Annotated in this window: 13 protein-coding genes; 12 read left to right on the top strand and 1 reads right to left on the bottom strand. The window is 66.3% G+C overall.

Features of this window, described 5'->3' with window-relative positions; genetic code table 11:
- Positions 1–10 precede the first annotated feature (10 nt).
- Positions 11–1,114 carry an ABC transporter permease gene (locus P0M04_RS30385; RefSeq protein WP_259450456.1) on the top strand — a complete coding sequence of 368 codons (1,104 nt, stop codon included), beginning with the start codon at positions 11–13 and terminating at the stop codon, positions 1,112–1,114.
- Between the two features lie 276 nt (positions 1,115–1,390).
- A complete protein-coding gene (locus tag P0M04_RS30380; RefSeq protein ID WP_281042190.1) occupies positions 1,391–2,671 on the top strand; it encodes an efflux transporter outer membrane subunit in 1,281 nt (426 codons plus the stop codon).
- A gap of 76 nt (positions 2,672–2,747) precedes the next feature.
- Here the strand turns inward: P0M04_RS30380 and P0M04_RS33000 are convergent, their stop codons facing one another.
- Entirely contained in the window at positions 2,748–3,224 is a 477-nt protein-coding gene (locus P0M04_RS33000; protein ID WP_371877343.1) for a diguanylate cyclase domain-containing protein, read from the bottom strand.
- Here P0M04_RS33000 and P0M04_RS30375 point away from each other — a divergent pair.
- From P0M04_RS30375 to P0M04_RS30335, 10 genes are all read left to right on the top strand, one after another.
- A complete protein-coding gene (locus P0M04_RS30375) occupies positions 3,223–6,102 on the top strand; it encodes a PAS domain S-box protein (RefSeq protein WP_259450271.1) in 2,880 nt (959 codons plus the stop codon). The genes P0M04_RS33000 and P0M04_RS30375 overlap by 2 nt on opposite strands.
- A gap of 32 nt (positions 6,103–6,134) precedes the next feature.
- Complete coding sequence (locus P0M04_RS30370) at positions 6,135–6,551, top strand: response regulator (RefSeq protein ID WP_259450270.1); 417 nt, start codon at positions 6,135–6,137, stop codon at positions 6,549–6,551.
- A 26-nt stretch (positions 6,552–6,577) separates the two neighbouring features.
- On the top strand, positions 6,578–8,665 hold the full coding sequence (locus P0M04_RS30365) for an EAL domain-containing protein (RefSeq protein ID WP_259450269.1): 2,088 nt from the start codon (positions 6,578–6,580) through the stop codon (positions 8,663–8,665).
- 420 nt (positions 8,666–9,085) lie between these two features.
- On the top strand, positions 9,086–9,388 hold the full coding sequence (locus P0M04_RS32995; RefSeq protein WP_371877342.1) for a phage integrase central domain-containing protein: 303 nt from the start codon (positions 9,086–9,088) through the stop codon (positions 9,386–9,388).
- 141 nt (positions 9,389–9,529) lie between these two features.
- Positions 9,530–10,564: a Bug family tripartite tricarboxylate transporter substrate binding protein gene (locus P0M04_RS30360; protein WP_259450268.1), complete on the top strand. Its 1,035-nt coding sequence runs from the start codon at positions 9,530–9,532 to the stop codon at positions 10,562–10,564.
- A 110-nt stretch (positions 10,565–10,674) separates the two neighbouring features.
- The gene (locus tag P0M04_RS30355; RefSeq protein WP_259450267.1) at positions 10,675–11,541 is read left to right on the top strand and encodes an amidohydrolase family protein; all 867 of its coding nucleotides are present in this window, start codon (positions 10,675–10,677) and stop codon (positions 11,539–11,541) included.
- 116 nt (positions 11,542–11,657) lie between these two features.
- Positions 11,658–13,697: a tripartite tricarboxylate transporter permease gene (locus P0M04_RS30350; protein ID WP_259450266.1), complete on the top strand. Its 2,040-nt coding sequence runs from the start codon at positions 11,658–11,660 to the stop codon at positions 13,695–13,697.
- Between the two features lie 29 nt (positions 13,698–13,726).
- Positions 13,727–14,275 carry a carboxymuconolactone decarboxylase family protein gene (locus tag P0M04_RS30345; protein ID WP_259450265.1) on the top strand — a complete coding sequence of 183 codons (549 nt, stop codon included), beginning with the start codon at positions 13,727–13,729 and terminating at the stop codon, positions 14,273–14,275.
- A complete protein-coding gene (locus P0M04_RS30340; RefSeq protein ID WP_259450264.1) occupies positions 14,272–15,285 on the top strand; it encodes an ABC transporter substrate-binding protein in 1,014 nt (337 codons plus the stop codon). Before P0M04_RS30345 ends, P0M04_RS30340 begins: the two co-directional genes overlap by 4 nt.
- A complete protein-coding gene (locus P0M04_RS30335; RefSeq protein ID WP_259450263.1) occupies positions 15,282–16,862 on the top strand; it encodes a methyl-accepting chemotaxis protein in 1,581 nt (526 codons plus the stop codon). The genes P0M04_RS30340 and P0M04_RS30335 overlap by 4 nt, the downstream gene beginning before the upstream one ends.
- Positions 16,863–16,974 lie beyond the last annotated feature (112 nt).

Raw genomic sequence — 16,974 nt, 5'->3', positions numbered from 1 at the left:
CGTGACCGACCTGCTTGACTTCGTGCTCCGCATCGCCTTCCTGTGCAGGAAGGAGCTGCTGGCCTTGTTGAAAGAGCCATCGAGCCGGGTGATCCTGTTCGCGCCGGCGCTGCTGCAGTCGCTGCTGTTCGGGTATGCGGCAACCTACGACCTGACCCATGCGCCCTACGCCGTGCTGGACCAGAGCCATGGCGCCGCCTCGGCCGTGATCGTCAGCCGCCTCGACGGTACGGGGGTCTTCGAGCGAACCGCGGTGCTGCGCAGCGCCGACCAGATCGCCGGTGCCATCGACGACGACGACGTGCTGTTCGTACTCGTGTTCCCGGCCGACTTCGAGGCGCGCCTGGCCGCCGCCGGCACGGCCCCGCTGCAACTGATCCTGGACGGGCGCAACTCATCCACGGCGGGCGTGGCCGCCGCCTACGTCGGCGCCATCGTCGGCGATGTCAACCGGGCGCGCGGCGCCGCGCCGCCGGTAAGTGTCGAACGGCGTGCCTGGTACAACCCCAACCTGGAATCGCGCTGGAACATCATGCCAGGCCTGATCGCCGCGCTCAGCATGCTGCAAACGCTGCTGATCGCCGCGCTCTCGGTCGCGCGCGAGCGCGAGCAGGGCACGTTCGACCAGTTGCTGGTGACGCCGCTGACGCCCATGCAGATCCTGATCGGCAAGGCGGTGCCGGCCATCCTCGTGGGCCTGGTGCAGTCGACGATCATCCTGCTCATCATCCGCTTCTGGTTCCATATCCCGATGAACGGGGCGGCCTGGCTGCTTTACCTCGGCCTGGTCACATTCACCGTGGCCGCCGTGGGCATCGGCCTGTCGATTTCCGCCCTGGCGCTGAACATGCAGCAGGCCATGCTCTATACCTTCCTGCTGATCATGCCGATGATGCTCTTGTCCGGCCTGTTGACGCCCGCAAGCAACATGCCGCGGATTCTCCAGATCGCGACGTATGCGAATCCCTTGCGCTTCGGGATGGATCTCGTGCGCCGTGTGTACCTGGAGGGGGCGGGACTGCACGAAGTCGGCGCCGACTTCATTCCCATGCTGGCGGTTGCCGCCGTGACCCTGCCGCTGGCGGCCTGGCTGTTCCGCAACCGGCTTTCGTAACCTTTCCCGATGTCCTGAAAGTGAGACGGCGATGCCTACCCGAATCCCCTCCACCCGATTTGTCACGCGTCTCGCGACGCCGGTGTCGCGCGTCATCGCGACGGCCCTTGCGTTGACACTGGCGGGCTGCGCCGGCGGTCCCGCCTACGTGAAACCGACCGTGGCCGCACCCGATCGATGGGGGACTGGCATGGCGGGGACGCGAGCCTGCTCCCGGCCGGAACGTCGGCCGCGCCAGGCTTGACCGGCCGCTGGTGGGAAGCACTCGGCGACCCCGTGCTCGACCGGCTGGAAGCCGAAGCGCTGGACGCCAGCCTCGATCTCCGCACGGCCGCGCTGCGCTTTGCCGAAGCCAGGGGCCAGCGCGGCGTCGCCGAGGCAGAGGGCGGCCCGCGTGTCGGCCTGACGGCCGCCGCGACGCGGCAACGCCAGAGCGAGCTCGGCGCAGGCACCCGCCTGATCGACGTCATCGGTACCGACCGCGACCGGATTGCGCCGCTTCTTGCCCAACCATTTACCCTGTACCAGGCGGGTTTCGATGCGTCCTGGGAACCGGACTTGTGGGGCCGCGTGCGCCACGCCGTCGAGGCGGCGGACGCGGACGTGGCCAGCCAGGCCGCGCTGCTCGACCTTGCGCGCCTGAGCCTGGCCAGCGAAGTGGCGCGCCGCTACCTCGACGTACGTACGGCGCAGGCGCAGATCGCGCTCCTGGGCGAGGACGAGGCGGCCCTGCGCGAGCGCCTGCGCATTGTCGCGGCGCGGGTGCGAGGCGGCACGCTCGGTCACGCGGACCTTGCGCGCCAGCAGTCCGACCTCGCCGCGCGCACGGCCCAGTTGCCTGCGCTGCGCGCGCAGGAAGCGGCGGGCATCAACCAGCTCACCCTGCTTCTCGGAAAGCGGCCGGGCGAATTGCGCACGCTCCTGGCACCGGGCACACGACCCGGGGTCGGGGAACTGCCCGACCTGTCGCTCGGGCTGCCGTCGGACGTCGCGCGGCGGCGCCCCGATATCCGGAACGCCGAGGCGCAGTTACGCCGGGCCACCGCCAATATCGGTATTGCGCGTGCCGACCTCTATCCAAGCATTCGACTGGGCGCGCATGCGGGTTTCGAGTCGTATCTCAAAAGCGATTTCACCGATTGGGGCAGCCGGACCTGGTCCATCGGACCCAGCCTCGACTTGCCCCTGTTCGATCACGGCCGGCGCCAGCGCGTGGTCCAGCTCCGCGAACTGCAGCAGCAGGAGGCCGCCATCCAGTTCCAGCGGACGGTCCTGCAGGCCTGGCAGGAAATCGACGACGGGCTGAGCAGTTATGCCGCCAACCAGCAGGAACGTTACGATCTCATGCGGAGGGTGGACAGTGCCCGGGAGGCTTACGAGCTGGCACAAGCCCGTTTTGCGGGTGGGACCACGGACTATGTCGCCGTCATCGACGCGCAGCGCAACTGGCTCCAGGCGCGCTTCGATCTGGTGGCGAGCGAAGGCAAGCTTCGCACCGCGTATGTCATTCTCAACAAGGCGCTTGGAAACGTTATATCGGGAAGACCGTCGGGGTGACGACCGCTGAGGGAGTGATGCGCGAGCTTGATTGATCCCGCAAAGTGAACCCCAACGGTTCTGCAATTTCTCTTAGTCATCCGGTACGTGCGACGGGGCGACCACCACGCGGCCCGCGTGACGGTTGGCGATACGTGAGCCTTGCCGTCGGCAATGTGAATACGGTTGCGCCGGCTTCCTTGGCGGCATACAGTGCTGTGTCGGCCGCCCCCGTCAATGCCGGCGGCGCTGGTTGCCGTCCGGTGCGTGCACTAGCGACGCCCGCGCTGATCGTGACGACGTACGCGGGACTGCCGCAATGGGCGAGGCGGCGTTCGCATACGGCCTGGCGGATGGATTCGGCAAGGAAAGCCGCGCCGGCGGTCTCCGGCGCTGGCAATCGTTTCCTCCCGCAAGTAGACTGCAGTTGCCGTCGTCCGTTCTCGGTGAACGCGCACGTCAACCGCAGCGCTTCATCAACATCCGGCGGGCGGCCTGTACTCAGGGCTGCCGGCTCCCGGACCTGCCTGCCTTGATGTTTCGAAGTGCAATAAGTTGTGGCGGACTTAGCCATGAAAAAACTCGACGCACAGACCGAACATTCCTCGATGACCGTCACGCCGGACGCGAGGAGCGCCCCTCAGTCGCTGCGCGCCGCCCTGCTGTGGCTGTTGCTGGCCTCGCAGCTACCGCTGGTGCTCGTGGCGAGCGCATTCCTCTGGATGGAATGGGGCCAGCAGCGCACCACCGTGATGGACGCGCTGCGCCAGCGGACGCAGACCCTGGCGCTGGCAGTAGGGCAGGAGCTTGACGTCAATCTGGCCATCGTGGAAACGCTTGCCGCGCTGCCTGCCCTCGAATCCCGAAACTGGGCCGAATTTCACGCGGCCGCGGCGGCGGCGATCAAACCGCGTGCGCCCAGCTGGATCACACTGCAGGACCCGTCAGGGCAGCAACTGATCAATACCAACGTTCCGTATGGTGCCGCTCTTCCCAGAAAGGTCATTGAGCCGCCTGAAGTGGAATGGCATGGGCGACTCCTCCCAACCTCCGATCCACGCATGGTCGACCTGGCGTATGCGCAGCGCCCGCTCGTCAGCGCCCTGGTGTACGGACCGGTACTCAAGCGGCCGGTGCTGGGTACCGCGATCCCGGTGCTGGGCGATGGCAAGCGGAGTTATCGTCTGATCGTAGGCTTCACGCCCGATACGCTGATTGCCTTGCTGGCGCGCGAACGCAGCGCGGATGCGACAACGACGGCGATTATTGATGGCAATGGCCGCCTGATTGCACGTAACCGCGACGGCGCTCGCTTCCTTGGCATGCGCGCATCGCCGCCGTTCGACCGGGGGGCCGCGCTCGGCCCGGAAGGCATGGGGGATATGATCAGCCGCGAAGGTGAGCCGCTCGTTTATGCTTATCGGCGCATCCAGCCCTCCGACTGGACCATCGTGGTTGCCGTTCCACGTCATCGCGTTTTCGCCCCGGTGTACCGGACCTTCGTGCCCTGGCTGGCCACGACGCTGCTGATGGCCGGGGTCGGGCTTTGGCTGGCGCACCGGCTGCAGCGCCGCCTGGCCCTGCCCCTCATCGCCCTGGCCGGGTCGGCCGATGCCCTGCGGCGTGGCGAGGTCCCTCAGATTCCAGGCACACGGATCCGGGAACTCGATACGCTGAGCCGGGCGCTGCAGCGCGCCGTCCGGCAGGAACAGGCGGCACGTGACGAACTCACGCACCGCCTCGCGTCGGAAGAACAGGCGAAGGTCGCGGCGCAAACGGCGGCGCAGACACTGAGCGAGAGCGAGGAGCGCTTTCGCGCGCTCAATGCCAATCTCGAACTGCTGGTCGCCGAACGTACCGCGCGCCTGGAGGAAAAGTCGCGCCAACTGGAGCAGGCGGCGATTGCGTTACGGGTCAACGAGGCGCGGCTGCAGGGAATACTCGAGAATTCTCCGGCGGTCATCTACGTGCAGGATCCCGAAGGGCGGTATGTGCATCTGAACCGCCAGTTCGCCGAGACCTACGGCCTGCCGCGTGACGAGTTGATCGGGAAGACGGTGTTCGACTTCCTGCCCGCTCACCTGGCCCTGCAGATCCAGCAGGAAGATGCCCGGATCCTCGCCGACGGCGTGCCGCTGCAACTGGAACGAAGCTTTCCGATACCGGGCAAGGGCCTACGGGACTTTTTGCTCACCCGCTTCGCGATGCGTGGCGACGACGGGACCATTTATGGCCTGGGCGGCATCGCCACTGACATTACTGAGCTCAGGCACGCGGAGCACGAACTGGAGGCGGCACTGACTTTTCTGCGCGCCATTCTCGAAAGCGCGAACTATGCAATCATCGCCACCGATACGCATGGCATCATCCGTACCTTCAACCCGGCCGCGGAGGCGTTGCTTGGTTATGGCGCCGCCGAAGTGATCGGCAAGGCAACGCCCGAACTGTTTCACGGTCCGGGCGAGCTCGCCGAGCGCGCAGCCATATTGCAACGCGAATATGGTGAGCCCGTGGGGACCGGCTTCGATGCTCTCATTGCCGTCGCCAGGCGCCAGGGGGTGGAGGAAGGCGAATACGATCTCCTCCGCAAGGATGGGCGCCAGGTCCCGGTGCTGGTATCGATCACCGCGCTGCGCGACGCGCAGGGGTGCATCACGGGCTACCTCGGCATCGTCGCCGACATCAGCGCGCGCAGGCAGGCCGATGCCGCGATTGCCCAGCTCAACCGTACGCTGGCGCGGCGCGCGGCGGAGCTCGAGGCGGTCAACCGCGAACTGGAGTCGTTTTCCTATTCGGTGTCGCACGACCTGCGCGCACCACTGAGGAGCATCGACGGGTTCAGCCAGGTGCTGCTGGAGGACTACGCCGAGCAACTGGACGACGAGGGGCGCGACTCACTGCGGCGGGTGCGTGCCGCGAGCCAGCGCATGGCGCAGCTGATCGACGACCTGTTGACCCTGTCGCGCTTGTCGCGGACGGAAATACGACGTGAGACGGTGGATCTGTCGGCCATCGCCCGCTCGATTGCCGGCGAGCTCAGGGCGCTTGAACCCCAGCGGGAAGTCGAATTCGTCATCGAGGAAGGTGTGACCGCGCACGGGGACGCGCGGTTGCTGCGCGCCGTGCTGGAAAACCTGCTGGGCAATGCCTGGAAATACACCTCCCGGCATGCGCGGGCGCGCATCGAATTCGGCAGTGAGCTGCGTAACGATGGGCGGCGGGTGTACTATGTGCGCGATGACGGCGCCGGTTTCGACATGGCCTACGCCGGCAAGCTGTTCGGTGCATTCCAGCGCCTGCATACGGCGGCCGAATTTCCTGGCACCGGTGTCGGACTCTCGATCGTGCAGCGCATCGTGCACCGGCATGGCGGGGAGGTATGGGCCGCGGCGGCACCGGAGGCCGGGGCCATGTTCCGTTTCGTCCTTGGGGAGCATTCGGATACGCCGTGACTGCCCCATACAATATTCCTTCGAGAGGCTTCATGGCAAACAGGTCCGTGCTGCTGGTGGAAGACAATGCCGACGATGAGTCGCTCGCCTTGCGTGCCTTCCGCAAGCACAACATCACCGACATCGTGGTCAAACGCGACGGTGCCGAAGCCCTGGAATACCTGCTGGGCAGCGGCGCTCTGCCAGCGGTGGTGCTGCTCGACCTCAAGCTGCCGAAGGTCGAAGGACTCGAGGTTCTTCGACAACTGCGTGCGAGCGGCCGTACCCGAATCCTGCCCGTCGTGATCCTGACGTCGTCGCGCGAGGAGGGCGACCTGCTGGAGAGCTATGGCCGTGGCGCTAACAGCTACATCCGCAAGCCGGTCGATTTCGTCGAGTTCACGGAGGCGGTTGGCCAGTTAGGGGCGTATTGGCTGGAGCTTAATGAAACGCCGCCCGGGGGAGGCTGATTATCGTGGCGGGACTGCGGCTGCGCGTGCTGATCGTCGAAGACGTCGAAGACGATGTCCTGTTGCTGATGCGCGAGCTGCGCCGCGGCGGCTATGATCCTGTACCGACCCGCGTGGACACCGAGACCGCGACCCGGACCGCACTGGGCGATTGCGATGCTTTCGACCTCGTCATTTCCGACTACACGCTTCCCAGGTTTTCCGGCACTGCGGCGTTGGAGATCTTCAAGGCCAGCGGCTGCGACCTGCCGTTCATTATCGTGTCCGGAACGCTGGGCGAAGAAACGGCGGTGAGCCTGCTGAAAGCCGGCGCGCACGATTTCATCCTGAAGAGCAATCTGGCGCGGCTCGTGCCGGCGGTGGCGCGCGAACTACGCGAGGTCGAGGTGCGACGCGCACGGAGGGAGGCGGAGGCACGCCTGCGCATCAGCGAGGAACGCTATGCGCTGGCCGCCCGGGGCGCAAACGACGGCCTGTGGGACTGGGACCTGCGCTCCGGAGCGGTGTACTACTCGCCCCGCTGGAAAGCCATGCTCGGCTTCGACGAGCAGGACATTGGCGATGGCGTCAATGAGTGGTTTTCGCGCTTGAGCGAGGAAGATCGTCCGGTTGTGCAGGCGCGGCTACAGTCCCACCTCGAAGGCGCAACAGCCCATTTCGAAAGCGAGCACCGGATGTGCAACAAGCGCGGCGAACTGCACTGGATGCTCACGCGCGGCCTGGCGGTGCGCGACCAGGATGGGCATCCGTATCGGATCGCCGGCTCGCAGACCGACATCACGGAGCGCAAGCTGGCCGAGGAACTGTTGCGCTTCCGGGCGCAACATGACGCCCTGACGGGATTGCCCAACCGGCTCCTGTTCATGGAGCGTCTGCGTGCGGCCTTCGACTGCAACCCCGGCCAGGCTCGGTGTGCCTTTGCCGTGCTGTTGATCGACCTCGACCGTTACAAGATCATTACCGACAGCCTTGGCCATGCCGTAAGCGACGCCCTCGTCATCGCGTTCGCGCGCGAGCTGCAGGCACGGATCGGTCCTCATGACACGGTGGCCGTCCTCGGCGGGGACGAGTTCGCCGTACTGATGGCCGAGGTCGGCAGCGCCGCCGTCGCGGTGGCGTTTGCCGATAAAATCCAGGCCGCGCTGACGGCACCGCTGTCTGTCGCCGGCCACGAAGTATTCACCACCGCCAGCATAGGAATAGCGCTCGGCCCGGAACACTATGCCAGTCCGGAAGAAATGCTGCGCGACGCCGATACCGCCAACCAGCGGGCCAAGGTGCAGGGCAAGGGCCACTGCGAGGTGTTCGACGCCCGGATGCATGCCTTCGCAATCAATCAGTTAAACCTGGAGACGGACCTGCGCCGCGCGCTCGAGCGGCACGAGCTGGCGGTTTATTACCAGCCTCTGGTGAACCTGGCAAACGGCGGGATCGAGGGTTTCGAAGCGCTGGCGCGCTGGCAACACCCGGAACGCGGGCTGGTGTCGCCACTTGAGTTCATTCCCGTGGCCGAGGATACCGGGCTGATCGTTTCCATCGGGCGCTGGATCATGCAGGAAGCATGCCGGCAGTTGAGCGCGTGGCAGGCGCAGTTCCCGGGCTTGCAGGCGAAGATCAGCGTCAACGTGTCAGGCGTCCAGTTCGCCCAGCCGGACCTGGCCGATACTGTACTCCAGGTGCTGGAAGACGCGCGACTGGAGGGGCGTTACCTGAAGCTGGAAATCACCGAAAGCGTGCTCATGCATAGCAGCGAGGGCGCCAACGCCGCGCTCGGACGGCTGCAGAAGCGTGAGGTCCAGTTCCTGGTGGACGATTTCGGCACGGGTTATTCGAGCTTGTCCTACCTGCACAGTTTCCCGATCGACGTGCTCAAGATCGACGCGTCGTTCGTGCGCAGGATGGCGGTGGAGGCCAAGCACGATGAAATCGTCCAGGCGATCGTCGCGCTCGCACGCAGCCTGAAGATGGAAGTGATTGCGGAGGGCGTCGAGACGCTTGCGTCGCTGGCGCGACTGCGCGAGCTGAAAGCCGATTTCGGTCAGGGCTATGTGTTCTCGCCGCCGGTCGACGCGCAGGCTGCGACGCATTTGCTGGCGAGCCGGCCGCACTGGTAGGTGATTAAGACTCGCTGTAACGGTTTAGGAGAGTGACGGTGCAGCACCATGACTAAGGCCGCGGGGTAGCCGTGTGGGTAAATCCGATAAACCGCGATTTCTCATAGGAGAGATGGCGGACGCCGCCTGCGCCAGAACATCGTCCTTGCAGGTTTAAGGACATCAAAGAACCCGCTGTTCTCATAGAGACGGCGGGTTTTTTTGCCTCACCGTCCAGCACAGTCCCCGTCTTGCCAGAGATTTTTGGAGCTTTCTTCGGAGCCCCGTGGACAGGAGGCCCCCAAAAAGCCCAAGCGTGTACCGCCGCTGACCCAACTCCAGATCCGCAACGCGAAACCCGCGGACAGGCCCTACAAGTTAGCCGACGGGGGCGGCTTGTACGTCGAAGTGACTCCGGCTGGTGGCAGAATACGTTTGAGCATGTGGCGCGCGACTGGCATCGGACTATTATCAACAAGTGGCAGCCGCGTACGCAGAGGAGATCATGCGCCTGATGTGCTCGACGCCATCCGGGGCATCGAGCGACGCGGCGCTCTGGAGATCGCGAACAGGCAGACCGTGAACTGCTCCCGCGTGTTCAAGTACGCGATCCGCTGCGGGCTGGCGGGAACGCAGTCCCGCGGAGTTCCTCCGCGAAGTCGGATACTGATCGCAAACACGCCCGTGCCCATTGCTTGCAGCATGGACGGCATAAGCGCGATGCAGGGATGGTCCTGCGTTTAGCAGTGCCTGTCAGCATCGCAGCCAGATATCATGATTTCCATTCCCGCAGACAGACCGGCGTAAAAAAACGATGAATCCCGGCACGCGGAATGGAGGAAGGGCCCGACCATGCCCTCTTCGCAGACGATATCAGGAGACAACATGCAGATGCTTTTCGCACGCCGGGCAGCCCTGTTCGGTTTCGCACTCGCCGCGGCCACGGCGCTCGCCGCGCCTGCCCTGGCGCAGTCCGTCGAGAATTTTTACCGCGGCAAGACGCTGAAAATCCTCGTCAGCGCCGACGCCGGCACGCCGAGCGACACGGTCGCGCGGCAGTTCGCCAGCTTCTTCGTCAAGCACATTCCCGGACAACCGAAGGTCGTGGTGATGAACCTCGTCGGGGCCGGCGGCATGGTGGCGGCGAACTCGCTGCAGTCCAGGCAGCCGAGCGACGGCACCGTCATCGGTCTCCTGCAGCGTAACAACCTCTATATTCCGCTGCTCGAGCCCAGGGAGGGCAGTTTCGATCCGCGCAAGGTCAGGTGGATCGGCAGCCTCGACAAGGTCAGCTACGTGATGGTCGCGATGGCCCGATCCGGCGTGACGACGAGCGACGACCTCTTCAGGAAAAAATTCTATATCGGCGCGACCGGCTTCTCGAACGAGAACCGGATGCTGCCGGCGCTGCTCGACGAGCGTCTCGGCGCGAAGATGCAGATCGTGCCGGGCTATACGGGGCGAGGCGAGGTCTACCTGGCGATGCAGCGCGGCGAAGTCGATGGCTGGGCCTCGACTGTCGATGGACTGAAGGTGGGCGAGCCGAAGAAGCTGCTCGCCAACGGCAAACTGAAGGTATTGCTGAACGTGGGGTGGAAGAGCCACCCTGACTTCGCGAACGTTCCGAACCTGAGCGCCTATGTCACCAGGCCGGATGACAAGGCCTTGTTCGATTTCATCCTGCTGCCCTTCGAGGCCGGGCGGCCCATTGCGGTGCCGCAGAACGTGCCGCAGGACCGTCTCGATGCCCTGCGTTCCGCCTTCGCGCAAACCATCGCGGATCCCGCGTTCATCAAGGCGATGAAGGTCCAGGGTTATCCCGTCGACGCCATCGACGGGGCCGCGGTCGAGCAGATCGTCGGCAAGCTGTATGCCGCCCCCCCTTCCGTGATCGAGAGCGCGCGCAAGCTCCGACACTGATTCCAGTCTGACAGCCGGGAAGACGTGAGCGGCGGCCCGACGGGCCCGCCCTCGCGAAGGACCCGTCACGCCTGTCGCTCACATCAACGCAGATCCAAGGACCGCTCATCATGCACCCGGAAATCATCGATATCCACCCGCACATCGTCTCGACCGACACCGTGCGCTACCCGATCGCGCCCCAGCACGGGCATCGCTCGAACTGGTCCGCCACGCGGCCGGTCGACTTCGAGCAGCTCGTCGCGCAGATGGACGAAGCCGGCGTGGCCAAGGCCGCCATCGTGCATTCCTCGACCACCTACGGCCACAACAACTCGTACGTCGCCGACAGCGTGGCGCAGCAACCCGGGCGCTTCACCGGCGTCTATTCGTTCGACCTGCTCGCGCCCGACGCGCTCGCGACCTTCGACTACTGGCTGGCGCGCGGCATGGGGGGCATCCGGCTGTTCACCGGCGGCGCGACCCACCAGACCGACGGCAACTGGCTGGTCGACCCGGCCACGTTCCCGATCTGGGAACGCTGTGCCGACATCGGCATGACCATCGTCGTCCAGACCACGCCGGCCGGCCTCGGGATGGTGGCGCAGCTCGCGGAGCGCTTCCCCCGCGTGAAGATCGCGCTGGATCACTGCGGCCGTCCGGTGCTCGACGGCGGCCCGCCGTATGCCGCCTGCGCGGACCTGTTCGCCCTGGCGAAATACGACAACATCTACCTCAAGATCACGCCGAAGACCTTCGAGCTCGCGCAAGCGGCGCCCGGCGGCGCGGATGCGTTCTTCCCGCGCCTGGTCGAGGTGTTCGGCGCGGACCACTTGGCCTTCGGCTCGAATTTCCCGGCGTCCGCCGGACCGTTGAAGAAGCTGATCGAACAGGGCCACGCCTGCTTCGCCGCACTGAGCGAGGACGACCGCGCGTGGATCTGGGGCCGCACGGCGAAGGTCCTGTATCCGATGCTGGCGGAGCGGGAGGAAAAGTAATACCGAAATCGCAGGACACTGGGGTAGAGTGGTTCAGGCCGACATGACCGGTACCACGACGCCGCCCATCATCCGCAGGCTCACGGCGTGAGCCCGCCTACTTATCAGATCAAATCATGGATTTTCTGAACGACTCACCCACCCTGACGGCGGCGTTGCACGCGCTGACCATCATCCTGTCATTCGACCGCCTGATCTTTCTCATTTTCGGTGTCGTGGTCGGGCTGACCCTGGGACTGGTGCCCGGGATCGGCGGCCTGACCGGCTTCGCGCTGCTGGTGCCATTCACGTATACGATGGATCCGTACGCCGCCTTCGGCATGCTCCTGGGCATGCATGCGGTGATCGTGACCTCGGACGTCATCACCGCCGTCCTGTTCGGCATACCGGGCCATGCGGCGTCGCAGGCGACCGTGCTGGACGGGCTGCCCATGACCCGCCGCGGCGAAGCGTCGCGCGCGCTGAGCGCGTGCTACACCTCGTCCCTGATCGGTGGACTGATCGGGGCGCTCGTCCTCGCGGTGTGCCTGCCGCTGGTGCGCCCCATCGTCCTGTCGATCGGTACACCGGAGATGCTGGGCCTGACGATCTTCGGCATCGCGATGGTCGCGACGCTGTCGGGCAACGCGCCGCTGCGGGGCGTCGTCGTCGCCTGCTTCGGCATCCTGATCGGGATGATCGGCACGAACGTCCAGACGGGACAGGAGCGCTGGACCGGCGGCACGCTCTACCTGCTGGACGGTATCCCGCTGGTGCCGATCATCCTCGGCATCTTCGCGCTGCCCGAGCTGTGCGACCTCGCCATCCAGCGCACGACGCTGGCGGCCAACATCCCGCTCAAGTCGCGCGCAGGCATGCGGCAAGGCGCCATGGACACCGTGAGGAACTGGTTCCTCGTGCTGCGTTGCGGCGGCATGGGCTCCTTCCTCGGCATGGTCCCGGGCATCACCGGGGCGGTGACGGACTGGATCGCCTACGGCCATGCGATGCAGACCTGCAAGGGCGGCAAGGAGACTTTCACCAAGGGCGACGTGCGCGGCGTGATCGCGCCGGAAGCGGCCAACAATGCGCGCGAAGGCGGCATGCTGGTGCCGATGCTGGCGTTCGGCGTGCCCGGCGGCGCGGCAACCGCCATCCTGCTCGGCGCGTTGATGGTGCACGGCTTCATTCCCGGTCCCGACATGCTGACCAAGCATCTCGACATGACGTACTCGATGGTGTGGTCAATCGCGCTCGCGAACATCTTCGGCGCCGGCCTCTGCTTCCTGCTCAGCGGCCAGTTCGCCCGGATCGCGACCCTGCGCTTCTCGCTGATCCTGCCGGTCATCATGCCCGTCGTCTTCGTCGGCGCCTTCGAAGGCTCGCGCAGTTGGGGCGACCTGTTCGTGCTGCTCATCGCCGGTGCGATCGGCTGGACGATGAAGCGCCTGAAATGGGCGCGGCCGCCCCTGATCCTCGGTACCGTGCTGGGCGTGCTGATCGAACGCTATATGTCGATCTCCGTCATGCGCTACGGCGTCGAATGGATGACGCGTCCCGGCGTGCTCGCCTTGCTCACGGTGTCGGCGCTGGTGTTCCTCAGCCCCCTGTACCGGCTGGCGCGCACCGGCGGACTGGCCAGCGTGCGGCCCAGCGGCAAGGTCGCGTTCAAAGCGGCGGACCTGATGTACGTGTTCTTCATCGGCGTCGCGCTGTACATGCTGGCGACCGCGCAGCAATGGCACTTCATGGCCCGGATCGGACCGACGGTGGTCGCCGGCATCCTCGTCGCGGCCGGCGCCATCAGCCTCGCCAACAAGGTGTTCTTCACGTCGGCACGACCGGGACAGGCGCACGCCGGCATCCACATGGACGTGGGCGGCGACCACGACGGCGCGGTATCGGACGAGACCGTGCTGCGCCGCGCCGCGGGATTCCTCGGCTGGCTGCTCGGCTTCCTCGCCTGCACGTCGGTGATCGGCCTGATTCCGACCGTGCCGCTGTTCATCGTCGCCTTCATGCGTGTCGAGGGACGCGAGTCGTGGCGGACTAGCGCGATCCTGGCGCTCTGCGTGACGGCCTTCCTGTACGGGATCTTCGACCAGGTCCTGCACATTCCCTGGCCGAGCAGCCTGCTGGGCGAATGGTTCCCTGCGCTGGCCATCGGCGGCGCCTGAGTATCGTTTTCATCGAAAAGGAGATCGACATGACACAGAACCGGCTCGAACCCATCGACCCCGCACGGGCCAGCGAGGCACAGCAGAAGGTGATCGCGCGCCTGGGCGAGGGGCGGGGGCGCATCCCCACGCCCTTCAATATCTGGCTGCATAATCCCCGCCTGGCCGAGGGGATGGAAATCATCGGCACCCATGTCGACCATTCGCCGGTGTTGAGCGAGGCGGAGACTGAAGTCGCGATCCTCGCCACCGCCGTGTTCTGGCGCGCGCCGTATGTCATCGCCAACCACCGCCGGCATGCACTGAAGGCCGGCGTGCCGGAAGAGGCGGTCGCGGCGATCCTGGCCGGGCGGCGGCCGGAGAATGTCGACGGCCGTCTTGGCGTGGTATGCGACGCGGTCGGCGACATCCTCGCCGGCGGCGTGATCGACGACGCGCGCTTCGCCGCGTACGAGGCCACGCTGGGCCGCGCCGCGATCGCCGAGCTGCTCGTCACCATCGGCTACTTCACGTCCGTGTCGCTGGCCATGAGCCTGCACGCGCTGCCGCCCAGGGACGGAACGGGAGACGTGGGATGACACATACCATCGACCGCCGCGGCTTCCTGCGCGGCGCCGCGCGGCTTGGCCTGGGCCTCGCCGCGGGCGGACTCGCGGCGCCGTACGTCGCGCGCGCCGCGGCGGCCCGGCTGCGGATCGTCAGCAATCCCGGACTGGAAAACGCCACGCTGAACGCGCTGATGGCGCAGCAGGGCTTGTTCGAGCGCTACGGCGTCGACGCGGTCATCGTCGAGGCGGTCGGCATCGCCGGCCCGTTCGATGCCATCGCCGCTGGCCATGCGGACGTCTGCATGGTGTCGGGCTACAACCGGGTGCTGTCCCGGATCGGGCAGGGCGCGCCGGTGAAGATCGTCGGCGCCGGCATGAAGAAGTGCGCGCTGACGGTCTATGCGCGACCGGGCGGTATCCGGACGCTTGCCGACCTGCCCGGTAGGACGGTGGCGGTCGGACCGCACCTCGGCCTGCTGCACGAATCGATGCTGCAGCTCCTGAAGGAAAAGGGGATCGACGAGCGCCAGGTCAAATTCGTCGACAAGGGCAGCAACGACCAGTGCTATCACGCGGTCGTCGACGGCGAGGCCGACGCCTGCTGCGCGAGCATCTCGCACCTGAACGACCGCGACGGACTCGTGACGGTCGCCGGCGGCAACCTGTGGGAGGCGCTCCCGCGCTACACCTTCCAGACCGCCTACGCGTCCGACACCGCGCTCAAGGATAAGCACGAGAGCCTGGTTGCCGCGATGGCCGCGTATGGGGCGCTGTACGAGTTCCTGATGTCGCCGGCCTCGCACGACGCCTTCTTCGAAGCGCGCAGGCGCGCGCAGAAGGCGTTCGACGCGCCGTCGGCGCAGGCGATCTGGGACTTCAACCGCGTGCAGAAGCCGTATTCGAAGAACCTGGCGCTGGACGAGGACGACATCGCCTACCTGCAGCGCATGTTCATCGGCCTGGGCAGCCTGAAGACGCGCCAGCCCTTTGCCGCCGTCGCCGACATGGCGGTGGCGCGCGCCGCGGCCGCGCTTCCATGATCATGACGTTCTGCGACCTGACGATTTCCACCCGCCTGCGTTTCGGTTTCGGCATCCTGATTGCGATGACGGTGGCGATGGTTTTCCTCGGCATCGACGCCATGGAGGCCCTGAACCGCACGTCGGACGACATGGCCAACAAGGTCTGGGTGCGCGCACGCCTGGCCAATCTCGTGGCCGATAATCTGCGCGGCAGCATGACCCGCCTGGCGCAGATGGCCACCGCGAGCGATCCGGTCGTCCGCGCGATGGCGGGCAAGAAGATCGGCGTGACGACCGGTAACCTGAACAGGGCATTGGCGGATCTCGAACCGCTCGTCCCGACGCCGGAAGGCAGGGCGCTGCTGGCCGATACACTTGCGCGCCGCGACCGCTACATGGACGCGTGCCGGCAGGTCGTGGCCCTGGCGAACGAGGGCAGGCGACAGGAGGCCGTCGCCCTGGCGTACGGCCCCGCCTACGACACCAACCTGGCATTCGCCTACGCGATCCGCAGGCAGATCACCTTCGAGGAAAAGAACTTCGAGTCGCGGGCCGCGGCGGCAGCGAAGATCTTCGCCGATGCGCGCCGGATGATGTGGGGCGCGGCCGGCGGTGCGCTGGTACTGGGCCTGGGGGCGGCGCTGCTGATCACGCGTTCGATCGTGCGTCCGATCAGGCGCGCCGTCGACGTGGCCCGCACGGTGGCGGCCGGCGACCTGTCGGCAGACATCCCGGTACACGGCCGCGACGAAACCGGCCAGCTGATGCGGGCGCTGAAGGACATGAATGCCGCGCTCCTGAAAATCGTGGCGCAGGTGCAGGCCGGCAGCGGTGAAATCGCCGCCGCGTCGCGCCAGATCGCCGGCGGCAATCTGGATCTGTCGGTGCGTACCGAACAGCAGGCCGGCGCGCTCGAAAAGACCAGCGTATCGATGGAACAGATGACGTCGACCGTATCTCTCAATGCCGCGCATGCGGAGGAAGCGAGTGCACTGGCCGTGGCCGCATCGGACGTGGCACGCGACGCCGGCGCGGTCGTGGCGCGCGTGGTCGACACCATGCGCGGCATCGACGCAACGTCGCGGCGGATCGTGGACATCGTGTCCGTGATCGACAGTATCGCGTTCCAGACGAATATCCTGGCGCTCAACGCGGCCGTCGAGGCGGCTCGGGCCGGCGAACAGGGGCGCGGCTTCGCGGTCGTCGCCGGCGAAGTGCGTAATCTCGCCCAGCGCTGCGCTGCGGCGGCCAGGGAGATCCATGCCTTGCTGGCCGCATCGGTCGCGCAAGTCGACACGGGTTCGGCGCTGGTGAGCGAAGCCGGTGCGACGATGGACCGGGTGGTCGACAGCGTCCAGCGCGTCACCGACATCGTCGGCGCGATCAGCAGCGCCAGCCGCGAACAGGCGGCGGGTATCGGCGACATCAACGGGGCGGTCGCGACCCTGGACGAGATGACGCAGCGGAACGCGGCGCTGGTGGAGGAGGCGGCCGGCGCGGCGGGCGGCCTTCAGGACCAGGCAGCGCGGCTGGAAAAGCTCATCAGTGCGTTCAAGGTCGGTGGCGTCACGTGCGGGAGCGCCGGGCCCATGTAGAAGTCCCGCGCAACCCGTTGTCCCGTGCACCCACGCGGCGCACGCACACGCCAGGCATGACGATGCGCTGGCGTTTTTCGTTTTCACGCGTGGCTGCCGGGCATAAGCAGCC

Origin of the sequence: Telluria mixta (assembly GCF_029223865.1) — a bacterium.
GTDB classification, from domain to species: domain Bacteria; phylum Pseudomonadota; class Gammaproteobacteria; order Burkholderiales; family Burkholderiaceae_D; genus Telluria; species Telluria mixta.
This window is presented reverse-complemented; position numbering and strand designations above follow the sequence as displayed.

Coding starts and splice junctions, on each gene's coding strand:
- P0M04_RS30375 (WP_259450271.1), top strand. CDS start 3,223: ATGAAAAAACTCGACGCACAGACCGAACATTCCTCGATGACCGTCACG.
- P0M04_RS33000 (WP_371877343.1), bottom strand. CDS start 3,224: ATGGCTAAGTCCGCCACAACTTATTGCACTTCGAAACATCAAGGCAGG.
- P0M04_RS30370 (WP_259450270.1), top strand. CDS start 6,135: ATGGCAAACAGGTCCGTGCTGCTGGTGGAAGACAATGCCGACGATGAG.
- P0M04_RS32995 (WP_371877342.1), top strand. CDS start 9,086: ATGTGGCGCGCGACTGGCATCGGACTATTATCAACAAGTGGCAGCCGC.
- P0M04_RS30360 (WP_259450268.1), top strand. CDS start 9,530: ATGCAGATGCTTTTCGCACGCCGGGCAGCCCTGTTCGGTTTCGCACTC.
- P0M04_RS30355 (WP_259450267.1), top strand. CDS start 10,675: ATGCACCCGGAAATCATCGATATCCACCCGCACATCGTCTCGACCGAC.
- P0M04_RS30350 (WP_259450266.1), top strand. CDS start 11,658: ATGGATTTTCTGAACGACTCACCCACCCTGACGGCGGCGTTGCACGCG.
- P0M04_RS30345 (WP_259450265.1), top strand. CDS start 13,727: ATGACACAGAACCGGCTCGAACCCATCGACCCCGCACGGGCCAGCGAG.
- P0M04_RS30340 (WP_259450264.1), top strand. CDS start 14,272: ATGACACATACCATCGACCGCCGCGGCTTCCTGCGCGGCGCCGCGCGG.
- P0M04_RS30335 (WP_259450263.1), top strand. CDS start 15,282: ATGATCATGACGTTCTGCGACCTGACGATTTCCACCCGCCTGCGTTTC.